This is a genomic window from Variovorax sp. Soil_C_19 (assembly GCF_057657255.1).
This window is the reverse complement of sequence record NZ_JBDGIV010000027.1, coordinates 32,044-42,366: the sequence shown is the minus strand read 5'-3', so window position 1 is coordinate 42,366 and position 10,323 is coordinate 32,044. Positions and strand designations below refer to the sequence as shown.

The following is a 10,323-nucleotide window of genomic DNA, read 5'->3' as shown; positions in this document are numbered from 1 at the left end:
CGGAGGGAAGGCATGCCAAAGCGGCCAACTCCGCGTTGCACGCCTTGTGTGTGCCGACGCACACACTGCGTCGTGCGTCTTGATTTGTCCGCTTTGGCATGCCTTCGCGACCCCGTAAATAGTGTGAACAGGCCCTACTCACCAGGCGCGCCACAGCGCAATGACCAGCAGCGTGCAGAAGGCCGCCACCAGGTCGTCGAAAAGAATGCCGAAGCCTGCGCGCCACCAGCGCGTCTCGACACCGGCACGCGGCTTGAACAGCGCATCGGCCCAGCCCACCGGGCCGGGCTTGGCGGCATCGAAGAACCGGAACAGCCCGAAGGCCACCGCCTGCGCCAGCAGGCCCGCGGGCGTGACCAGCCAGAGCACGATCCAGAACGCCACCACTTCGTCCCAGACGATGCAACCCGGGTCGGCCACGCCGAGGTCGCGCGCGGTGCGGCTGCAGGCCCACCAGCCGATCGGCAGCGCGGCCAGGATGATCCAGCCGATCGTTGCGGGCGTGAACCACAGCTGCATCACCGCGAACGCCACCCAGGCCCAGAGCGTGCCGACGGTGCCCGGCGCCATGCGTCCGAGCCCGGAGCCGAAGCCGAGCGCGATGAAATGCGCCGGATGCGCGCGAAGAAAAGCGATGGTGGGGCGGAGCGGGGTGGCGGGGGACATCGGGCCTGCGGAAGAGAAAACGGCTGGGGTCGAGCCAGGAGTGTCGCGCATTCGAGGGCGGCCAAGATCTTGCATTTATCAAAGCAACTACTTGTTTAATTGATGGACCCGGCCTACGATCGAGGCCTTCTTCTCGCTCCGCCCTTGCGCCATGCCCGCTGCCTCTTCGACCATTCCCTCCGCCACCGGCGTTTCCCCGCTGCCGTCCCCACCGCCCGCCCCCAACTGGCGCGAGCTGTTCAGCGGCCGCAACGGCTGGCGTGCGGTGGCGCTCACGGGCGGTGTGGCGCTGCACGCGGTCAACGTGCACATCGTGACCACCGTGCTGCCGTCGGTGGTGAACGAGATCGGCGGCCTCGACTGGTACGCGTGGAGCACCACGCTGTTCGTCGTGGGATCGATCCTGGGCGCGACGCTGTCGGTGCGGCTGCTGGCGAGGCTGGGGCCGCGCGGCGCCTGCCTGGCCGCCCTGGCGATCTTCACCATGGGCTCGATGGCGTGCGCGCTTGCACCGGCCATGGCCTGGCTGCTCGCGGGTCGCACGGTGCAGGGGTTGGGTGGCGGCCTGCTTGCCGCCCTGAGCTATGCGCTGATCCAGCTGGTGTTCGCGCCGCGGCTGTGGCCGCGTGCGGTGGCGCTGGTGTCGGGCATGTGGGGCATGGCCACGCTCTGCGGGCCGGCGGTGGGCGGCCTGTTCGCGCAGGCGGGGCACTGGCGCTGGGCCTTCTGGTCGCTGCTGCCGCTGGCCGCGGCGCAGGCGCTTCTGGTGGCGGTGCAACTGCGGCCCGCGGCGGGCGTGCGGCACCAGCGGCCGGCGCAGATGCCGCGCATTCCGGCGCCGCAGATCGGCTTGCTCGCCGCCTCGGTGCTGGTGATCGCGGCGAGCGGGTTCTGGCCGGCGCTGGCCTGGCAGGCCGCCGGCGTGGCGCTCGGGCTCGGACTCGGCCTGCTCGCCACGCGGGTCGACCGGCGTGCCGCGGTGCGGCTGCTGCCGACCGGCGCCTACGCGGTGCGCGCGCCGATGGGGGCCATCTATGCGAGCGTGGTGCTGCTGCTCGTCGGCACCACCACCGAGATCTTCGTGCCCTATTTCCTGCAGCTGCTACACGGCCATTCGCCGTTGTCGGCCGGCTACCTGACGGCCGCGATGGCCGGTGGCTGGAGCGCGGGGTCGCTGCTGTCGTCGGGCCGCAGCGGCCGCGCCGCCGACCGCATGCTGCGCGCCGGGCCGGTGGCCTGCACGCTGGGGCTCGTCGCGCTCGCGCTGCTGCTGCCGGCGCCCGGGCGTTTCGCGCCGGGGCTCGAGATGTTTCTGGCAGGCGTCGCGCTGGCCGTCGTGGGTGTTGGCGTGGGCATCGGATGGCCGCACCTGGTCACGCGCGTGATGTCGCTCGCGCCCGCCGGCCAGGAAGGCCTGGCCTCGGCCTCGATCACCACCGTGCAGCTCTACGGCATGGCCGTAGGCGCAGCGGTGGCGGGGCTGGTGGCCAATGCGGCCGGCCTCACCGAACCCGGTGGCGCGGCCGGCGCGCGCTCGGCGGCTGCCTGGCTGTTCGCGAGCTTCGCACTCGCGCCGGCGCTGGCGGTGTGGCTGGTGGCCCGCTTCGTTGCCGCGCGCAGGGGTTGATCAGGCGAAGTGGTCGAACGACCCGAAGCGCTGCGCCACCGGTGCACCGCCCGCATCGACGATGCGCAGTCCGGCTTCGGCCTCGATGCGGCCGATGCGCGTGACGCGCGTGGCGCTTTCGCGGCCGGCCTGCGCCACCGCGGCGCGCGCCGTGGGCGGGGCGGTGAACACCAGCTCGTAGTCGTCGCCGCCCGAAAGCGCGCAGCCGCGCAGCGTCTCGGTGCCGATGCCCGGCGTGTCGGCCGCGGCCACGAGGCTCGCGGCCGCATCGGCGTCGAGCGTGGCCCCGACGCCGCTCGCCGCAAGGATGTGGCCCAGGTCGCCGACGAGGCCGTCGCTCACGTCCACCGCGGCCGATGCGGTGCCGCGTAGCGCCTGGCCGAGCGCCACGCGCGGCGTGGGCTGCTCCATGCGTGCGCGCGCCGCCTTGAACACCTCGGCCGGGAGCGCGAGGGTGCCGCGGAACACCTCGAGCGCGAGCCGCGCATCGCCGAGCGTGCCGCTGGCCCAGATGTCGTCGCCGGCACGCGCGCCCGAGCGCAGCAGCGCCGCACCGGCCGGCACCTCGCCGAACACGGTGATGCAGATGTTGAGCGGTCCGCGCGTGGTGTCGCCGCCCACGAGCTCGCAGCCGTGCACGTCGGCCAGCGCCAGCAGCCCGCGCGAGAACGCCTCGAGCCACGGCGCATCGATGCTCGGCAGCGCCAGCGCGAGCGTGAAGGCCAGCGGCTTCGCGCCGCAGGCGGCCAGGTCGCTGAGGTTCACCGCCAGCGCCTTGTGCCCGAGCCGCACCGGATCGACCGTCGAGAGGAAATGCCGGCCTTCGACCAGCATGTCGGAAGACACCGCCAGCTGCATGCCCGGCGCGGGCGCGAGCAGCGCGCAGTCGTCGCCCACGCCGAGCGGCGAGCGCTTGGCGGGGCGGTGGAAGTAGCGTGCGATCAGGTCGAATTCACCCATGCGGCGAGCATAAGGGCTCCGGTGCGCGCGAAATGCAACCTTGGCGCGCGCTCAGCCCCGCGCGCGCCGGTTCGACATGACCACGTTGTCCTTCTCGATCGCCTCGCCGGCCTGCAGCGCGGCGATCCAAGCCTCGGTGGTCGCCACCGCCGCGAAGTTGCTGTGGAACACCACGCTGAAGACGCGGTGGATCTCTTCCGCGCTCGCGCGGCCCGCCGCGTTGGCGTAGGGCAGGGCGCCGGTCGCGTCGGAGAGGAATTCCACGTTCAGGCCGCGGTGCATGGCCTCGAACACGGTCGACGCATCGCAGTTGTGCGTCATGTAGCCGGCGATGCTGAGCGTGTCGATGCCCGTGCGCGCGATCCAGTCGGCGAAGTCGGTGCCCGTGAAGACGCTCGGGAAGGCCTTGGTCACGAGGTGGTCGTGCGGCCGCTTCGCGATCTCGGGATGCAGCTGGCCGTTGTGGGCGTCGGCCTGGAACACCGGCGCGCCGGCCGGCGCATGGTGGCGCACCACCACCACGGGCGTGCCGGCGGCGCGCGCGGCGTCCATCGCGCGAGTGATGTTCGGCAGCGACTGCTCGACCGGCGGATGCTCGATCGGCAGGCCACCGCCTTCGAAGTACTCGTTCTGCACGTCGATCACGACGAGGGCGCGGCGCGGTGCGGTCTTTGCGTTCATGGGCTTGCTCCGTAGGTTGTAGGTTGGGTTGCACCGATTCTTGCCCGCGCGGCGCGTGCGGAAAAGTGGCCCGAACGCCATTCATCGATAAAATCGGGCCATGGCGCGAACCCCTGCAGAAACCATCGCCGTCGTGGCCTTCGACGGCATCAGCCCCTTTCACCTCTCGGTGCCGTGCATGGTCTTCGGCGAAGACCGCACCGAAGCGGGGGCGCCGCGCTTCCGGCTGCAGGTGTGCGGTTTCGAGCCGGGGCCATTGCGCACCAACGCGGGTTTCACGCTCAACGTGCCGCACGGCCTCGAGGCCATCCGGCAGGCGCAGATCGTGATCGTGCCCTCGTGGCGCGACGACGGCAGCCCCGCGCCGCCGGCGCTGCTGCGTGCGCTGCAGGCCGCGCACCGCCGCGGCGCGATCGTCGTGGGGCTGTGCCTCGGCGCCTTCGTGCTGGCCGAGGCAGGCCTGCTCGACGGCCGCCCGGCCAGCACGCACTGGAAGCTGGCCGACACCTTCGCGCGCAAGTACCCGAAGGTGCAGCTGCACCCCGAGGTGCTGTACGTCGACGACGGCGACGTGCTCACCTCGGCCGGCACTGCGGCGGGCATCGACTGCTGCCTGCACCTGCTGCGCGTGCGCCACGGTGCCGAAGCCGCGAACCGTGCGGCGCGCCGCATGGTGGTGGCGCCGCACCGGCAGGGCGGGCAGGCGCAGTACATCGAGCAGCCGGTGCCGCCGGTCGCGGGCGGCAACGGGCTCGCGCCGCTGCTCGAATGGCTGGGGCGCCACCTGCAGGCCGCGCACGAGCTCGACGCGCTCGCCAAGCGTGCGCTGATGAGCCGGCGCACCTTCACGCGGCGCTTTCGCGAAGCCACCGGGACGACGGTCGGCCAGTGGCTGCAGAACCAGCGCCTCGCGCTCGCGCAGCGGCTGCTCGAAACCACCGACCGGCCGGTGGAGCGCGTGGCGACCGATGCCGGCTTCGGCTCGGCGGTGTCGCTGCGCAAGCACTTCACGGCGGCCTTCAAGGTGTCGCCGGCGGCCTACCGGCGGCAGTTTTCGCTGCAGGCCGCAGCGGGCTGAATCCGGGCGGTCAGTCCGCGCCGCGGAAGCGCAGCGCCGACTGCCGCACCACCTCGGCCAGCAGCCGTTCCTTGCCCTGCTTCTCGCGCAGCCAGCGCGCATCGTTGCGGTTGGCCTCCACGCTGGTGCGCAACTCGCCGAGCGCCTTGGTGGCGTTGAGCGCCTCGCTGTGCCATTCGAGCTGCGTCATGGTCATGAGGATGTGGTCGCGCAGCGGCATGTGCTGACCGCTCGCGGGGTCGACATACACCGCGTCGAGCCCGAAGCGGCAGGCCTGGAAGCGGTTGTAGGTGTAGACGAGGTAGTCTTCCTCGCTGGGCTCGAAGGGCTGCTCCTGCAGGAACCATGCGGCCAGCGACTGCACGTAGCCCGCGAGCGCGGCGGCGCGCTCCACCGTGAGCGGCGTGTCGAACACGCGGATCTCGATCGTGCCGAACTCGGGCTTGGGACGGATGTCCCAGTAGAAGTCCTTCATGCTGCGCACGACGCCGGTGCGGGTCATGCGCTCGAAATAGGCCTCGAACTCCTTCCAGCTCAGCGTGAACGGCGCGCGGCCCGAGAGCGGAAAAGCGAACACCGAGTTGAGCCGCGCCGAGTCGAACTGCGTGTCCTGCCCCTGCACGAACGGCGACGAGGCCGACAGCGCAATGAAGTGCGGGATGTAGCGCGACATGCGGTGCAGCATCAGCAGGGCCGCGTCGGCGTCGGGGCAGCCGATGTGCACGTGCTGGCCGAAGATGGTGAACTGCTTGCTCAGGTAGCCGTACAGCTCCGACAGTTCGCGAAAGCGCGGCTTGTCGTAGATGCGCCGCTCGTGCCACTGCTGGAATGGGTGCGTGCCGCCGCCGACCACCGCGATGTTGAGCTTGTCGGCATTGCGGATCAGCGCCTCGCGGATCGGCGAGAGCTGCGTGATCACGTCCTGGGCCGAATGGCAGATGTCGGTCGAGATCTCGATCATGCTCGAGGTCATCTCGGGCACCACGCTGCCGGGCAGCGGCGTCTGGGCCATGAGCCGCAGCATGTCTTCGGCGTACGGCGCGAGGTCGTAGTCGTGCGTGTTGACGAGCTGCAGCTCGAGCTCCACGCCGAGCGACAGCGCTTCGGAGCGGTTGAAGGGCTCGAGCCGCACCACGCGGCTGTCGGGGTCGGCCGCCAGCGGTGCCGAACGCACGTCGTCGCTGTCGATCATGTTGTGCAGGTTGAGCTGATCGGGGGGCATGGCGGCATTCATCGCTGCGTGTCCTCCGTGGTGCTGAAGGCCTGCGGTGTCCAGGGCACCGAGCTCTCGCCGACCGCATGGATGGCCACGGTGGCGAGCACCGCGCCCAGCACTTCCATCAGCAGGATCGAGGGCAGCGCCACCTGCGTGATCATGGTGCCGAGCAGCGGCGAGGCGCTGGTGAAGTTCGATGCGATCAAAAGCGCGATCGACGAGAGCGGCGACATCGCGCAGCCGACCCAGAATGCCTGCTTCCAGCTGGCGCCGCTGCCCGGGTTGGCGATCGCAACGCCCGCGATCTTCGCGACCAGGCGAATGCCGATCACGGCCAGCACCACGCTCGCGACCGGCAGCGTCCAGTCGGCCTGCGCCGCCACCATCGACACCAGCACGAACATCAGCATGGTGAGCAGCGACGCGGCCGTGCCGAGCTGCCGCTGCCAGGCCCAGGGCTTGGGATTGAGCGACTTGAGCAGCACCCCGCCGATCAGTGCCGCCAGCGGCGCCGAGCCGCCGAAGTGGGCCGTGAGCGCGGTGCCCGCCGCGATCAGCGCGATCAGCAGGATCGAGGTGTTCTCGCTCGTCGGGCTCATGAAGCGCAGCGCCATGCGCAGCGCGAGCGCGAGGATGCCGCCGATCACGAACGAGAGGCCGAGCACCACCGCCACCGGGTAGAGCTTCTGCAGCAGGGTCTGCGGCGCGCGTTCGATCAGGCCCGCCTGCGCATAGCCGAGCGCGAGCGCATAGAAGGTGTTGAGCGTGGCGAGCGTCATCGCGCGCTCGGTCACCGGCCCCGAGGCGCGGGTGTCCATGATCACGCGGCTCAGCACCGCCGGCGACGCCACGATCGCCATCAGCGCGATCGGGTTGGCCACCGGATCGGGCAGGCCCAGCAGCTGCAGCACCCAGAGCACGCCGAAGTAGGTCAGCGTGGCTTCGAGCAGGCTCTGCACCAGCACCATCGGGTTGTGGCGGAACCAGCGCAGCGGCAGCCGGCCGCCGGCCTCGAACAGCACCACGGCGGCGCCGAGTTCGAGCAGGAAAAGGCTGATGCCGCGCAGCGGCCAGATCGCGCCTTCGAAGCCTGCGAAGCCGAACAACGCGCCCACGGCCGAATAGCCCACCACCTTGGGAAAGCCCAGGTAGCGCTGCACGAGGTGGCCCGAGGCTGCGGCCGCGGCCAGCAGCAGCGACCAGAGCACCGTGGGCAGCCCGGCCGAGGGGCGCAGCCACTCGGACCAGAAACCCAGCAGGTCGTTGATTAGATTCGTCGTCAGGTTCATGCAGTCAGGAAGAAACGGATGGCGGGCCCGGCGGTCGGTGGGAAGCGAAGCCCCCGAGGGCCTGCGCGCTAGGTGGACCCGCGGCGGTCGCGTGCGGCGCCTGGAAATCGCCCGCTCCGGGTTTGTACCGCATGGCGGTGACCGCAGAGTGCAGGACAAAGGCGGTTTCTGTCCAGCCCCGGGGGTGTGGTATCTCAGTGCAGCACGCGGGAAACCGGCGCGCCGCCGACATCGGCCTCGAGCACGAACATCGGGATCGGCACGTCGAAGCGCTCGCCGTCCTCGGTCACCACGAAGTAGCTGCCGTGCATCGTGCCGCTCGGCGCCTGCAGCCGGCAGCCGCTGGTGTAGCGGAAGCTCTCGCCCGGCGCGAGCAGCGGCTGCTGCCCGATCACGCCGAGGCCCTTGACCTCCTGGGCATGGCCGGAGGCATCGTTGATGAGCCAGTGGCGCGCGATGAGCTGGGCGCCCGTGCGACCCACGTTGGTCACGGTGACCGTGTAGGCAAAGGTGTAGACCTTGTCCTTGGGGGAGGACTGGTCTGCGAGGTAGCGCGGCTCGACCTGGACGCTGAAGGGGCTGTTCGACATGCGCGCGATGGTAACTGGCCGGCGGCTTTCCCGATCCGGCGTCGGGCTGCGACAATTGCCGCCATGAGCACGCCGTTCCGCATCGCCCCCTCCATTCTTTCCGCCGATTTCGCGCGCCTCGGCGACGAACTGGCCCGGGTCATCGCCGCCGGTGCCGACTGGATCCACTTCGACGTGATGGACAACCATTACGTGCCGAACCTGACCTTCGGCCCGATGGTGTGCAAGGCGCTGCGGCCCCACGCCAAGACAGCGGACGGCGAGCCGGTGCCGATCGACGTGCACCTGATGATCCAGCCGGTCGACGCGTTGGCCGCAGCGTTTGCCGAAGCCGGGGCCGACTACATCAGTTTCCACCCCGATGCGTCGCCGCACACCCATCGCAGCATCCAGGCCATCAAGGCCGCGGGCTGCAAGGCCGGGCTCGTGTTCAACCCGGGGCTGGGGCTCGAGGCGCTCGACTGGGCGATCGACGACATCGACCTGATCCTGATCATGAGCGTGAACCCGGGTTTCGGCGGGCAGAGCTTCATCGACTCGGCGCTGCGCAAGATCGAGCTTGCGCGCCGGCGCATCGAGCAGAGCGGGCGCGACATCCGGCTCGAGGTCGATGGCGGCATCAAGGCCGACAACATCGCGCGCGTGGCCTCGGCCGGTGCCGACACCTTCGTGGCCGGCAGCGCGATCTTCAATGCCAAGGACTACGCTGCGGTGATCGCGCAGATGCGCGAGCAGCTCGCGGGCGTGGCGCCGCGCTGAGCGCCGCGCCGGTCAGGGCTTGACCTTGTCGTTGTAGACGCGGTCGGTTTCGGCGCCGCGGCTGGTGTCGACCACGCCGCGCTCCACGTCGTCATGGCCCTTGCGGCCCACTTCCGCCTGCTGGCCGTCCTGCGGCTCCTGACTGTCGGACGACTGGTCGCGCTCGTGCGGCAGGCGCGGTGCCGAGTCGCCGCCCTGCTGGACCTTGGTGTCGCCCCCGCCGGCATCGCGCAGCGGATCGTCGGGGCGGGCCGGGCTTCTGCTGTTGTTGTTGTTGCTCATGGCATGGTTCCTTCGCACGGTAGCTGGTGTTCGCCCAAGGCTGCATCGGCGCCGTGCCCTGCGCGGTAGGACACGCGAGGCACGCGCTGTAGGTGCCGCGCGGCGCTATCGAATCGAGAGCGTCTTTGCGCGCGGCCAGGCGCTCCGCAATAATTCCCCGGATGTCTTCCGATCCCCTTGACGCCGCCGCGGCGACCGACAGCCTGCGCATCCATGCCTTCGCCTCGCTGAACCCCGGCCCCCGGCTGCTCGTCGTGGGCGGCGTGCATGGCGACGAAACCTGCGGCACGGCGGGTATCGAGCGCGTGCTGGCCGAACTCGACGGCGGCGCGCTGCGGCTGCAGCGCGGCCAGCTCACCTTGGTGCCCGTGGCCAACCCGCTCGCGCGGCGGCGGCTGCAGCGCGAGGGCCAGCGCAACCTCAACCGCCTGTTCAAGCCGAGTGCCTCGCCGTCCGACTACGAGGCGCGCGTGACCAACCTGCTGTGCCCGCTGATCGAGCGCCACGACGTGCTGCTCGACCTGCATTCGTTCCAGAGCGCGGGCGAGGCCTTCGCGATGATCGGCCCGCGCGACAACACCGGTCCGCTCGAGCCGTTCGCGCGCGCCACCGAGGAAGGCCTGCTCGCGCTGCACCTCGGCACGCCGATCGTGGTGGAGGGCTGGCTCGACATCTATGCCGCCGGACTCGCGCAGCGCGCCGCGGGCGGGGCGGTGACCGAGCACGAGATCGACTTCGGCCGCGGTACCAACGAGTACATCCGAAACTGCGGCGGCTACGGCGTCACGCTCGAATGCGGCCAGCACCAGGACCCGCAGGCGCCCGAGGTGGCGTGGCGCGCGATCCGCCGTGCGCTCGCGCTGCTCGGCATGGCCGAGCCGCCGCCCGGCCCCCCGCCCGCACCGCCGCGCCTGCTGCTGCGGCTCGCGAGCGTGGACTATCGGCTGCATGAGCACGACCGCTTGGTGCGCGACTGGGCCACCTTCGATGCGGTGCAGCGCGGCGAGCCGATCGGCATGCGCCACGACGGCACAGCGGTGAACGCGCCCGACGACGGCTTCATCGTCTTTCCCAACGCGCTCGCGCAGCCGGGTGCCGAATGGTTCTACTTCGCACGCCCGAGCGAGCGTGTGCTCGGCCCGGCAGGCCCCGCCGCCGCCGCCTGAACCCTACGG

11 protein-coding genes are annotated in these 10,323 nt (G+C 70.8%); 4 read left to right on the top strand and 7 right to left on the bottom strand.

Annotated features, from left to right (window positions below):
• Nucleotides 1-138: 138 nt before the first annotated feature.
• Nucleotides 139-666, bottom strand: coding sequence for a phosphatidylglycerophosphatase A family protein (locus AC3A6R_RS27010; protein WP_487861313.1), 528 nt, complete (start codon nucleotides 664-666; stop codon nucleotides 139-141).
• 151 nt (nucleotides 667-817) lie between these two features.
• Here AC3A6R_RS27010 and AC3A6R_RS27005 point away from each other — a divergent pair, with 151 nt between their 5' ends.
• On the top strand, nucleotides 818-2,293 hold the full coding sequence (locus tag AC3A6R_RS27005) for an MFS transporter (RefSeq protein WP_487866164.1): 1,476 nt from the start codon (nucleotides 818-820) through the stop codon (nucleotides 2,291-2,293).
• Here the strand turns inward: AC3A6R_RS27005 and thiL are convergent, their stop codons facing one another.
• Together thiL and AC3A6R_RS26995 are read right to left on the bottom strand one after the other, a co-directional pair.
• The gene (thiL, locus tag AC3A6R_RS27000) at nucleotides 2,294-3,253 is read right to left on the bottom strand and encodes a thiamine-phosphate kinase (protein ID WP_487861315.1); all 960 of its coding nucleotides are present in this window, start codon (nucleotides 3,251-3,253) and stop codon (nucleotides 2,294-2,296) included.
• A 51-nt stretch (nucleotides 3,254-3,304) separates the two neighbouring features.
• On the bottom strand, nucleotides 3,305-3,934 hold the full coding sequence (locus AC3A6R_RS26995; protein WP_487861316.1) for a cysteine hydrolase family protein: 630 nt from the start codon (nucleotides 3,932-3,934) through the stop codon (nucleotides 3,305-3,307).
• A gap of 100 nt (nucleotides 3,935-4,034) precedes the next feature.
• Here AC3A6R_RS26995 and AC3A6R_RS26990 point away from each other — a divergent pair, with 100 nt between their 5' ends.
• Nucleotides 4,035-5,012 carry a GlxA family transcriptional regulator gene (locus tag AC3A6R_RS26990; protein ID WP_487866163.1) on the top strand — a complete coding sequence of 326 codons (978 nt, stop codon included), beginning with the start codon at nucleotides 4,035-4,037 and terminating at the stop codon, nucleotides 5,010-5,012.
• A gap of 10 nt (nucleotides 5,013-5,022) precedes the next feature.
• Here the strand turns inward: AC3A6R_RS26990 and AC3A6R_RS26985 are convergent, their stop codons facing one another.
• The 3 genes from AC3A6R_RS26985 to apaG form a co-directional block, all read right to left on the bottom strand.
• Nucleotides 5,023-6,144: a YbdK family carboxylate-amine ligase gene (locus AC3A6R_RS26985; protein WP_487861389.1), complete on the bottom strand. Its 1,122-nt coding sequence runs from the start codon at nucleotides 6,142-6,144 to the stop codon at nucleotides 5,023-5,025.
• A gap of 98 nt (nucleotides 6,145-6,242) precedes the next feature.
• Nucleotides 6,243-7,517 carry a cation:proton antiporter gene (locus AC3A6R_RS26980; protein ID WP_487866162.1) on the bottom strand — a complete coding sequence of 425 codons (1,275 nt, stop codon included), beginning with the start codon at nucleotides 7,515-7,517 and terminating at the stop codon, nucleotides 6,243-6,245.
• A 194-nt stretch (nucleotides 7,518-7,711) separates the two neighbouring features.
• Nucleotides 7,712-8,107 carry a Co2+/Mg2+ efflux protein ApaG gene (gene apaG, locus AC3A6R_RS26975; protein WP_487866161.1) on the bottom strand — a complete coding sequence of 132 codons (396 nt, stop codon included), beginning with the start codon at nucleotides 8,105-8,107 and terminating at the stop codon, nucleotides 7,712-7,714.
• Nucleotides 8,108-8,170: 63 nt separating this feature from the next.
• Here apaG and rpe point away from each other — a divergent pair, with 63 nt between their 5' ends.
• Nucleotides 8,171-8,866: a ribulose-phosphate 3-epimerase gene (gene rpe, locus AC3A6R_RS26970; protein ID WP_487861320.1), complete on the top strand. Its 696-nt coding sequence runs from the start codon at nucleotides 8,171-8,173 to the stop codon at nucleotides 8,864-8,866.
• Nucleotides 8,867-8,878: 12 nt separating this feature from the next.
• On the opposite strand, the gene AC3A6R_RS26965 is transcribed toward rpe, so the two are convergent.
• A complete protein-coding gene (locus AC3A6R_RS26965) occupies nucleotides 8,879-9,148 on the bottom strand; it encodes a hypothetical protein (RefSeq protein WP_487866160.1) in 270 nt (89 codons plus the stop codon).
• Nucleotides 9,149-9,309: 161 nt separating this feature from the next.
• Between AC3A6R_RS26965 and AC3A6R_RS26960 the strand changes: the two genes are divergently transcribed.
• Nucleotides 9,310-10,314: a M14 family metallopeptidase gene (locus AC3A6R_RS26960; RefSeq protein WP_487861322.1), complete on the top strand. Its 1,005-nt coding sequence runs from the start codon at nucleotides 9,310-9,312 to the stop codon at nucleotides 10,312-10,314.
• Nucleotides 10,315-10,323 lie beyond the last annotated feature (9 nt).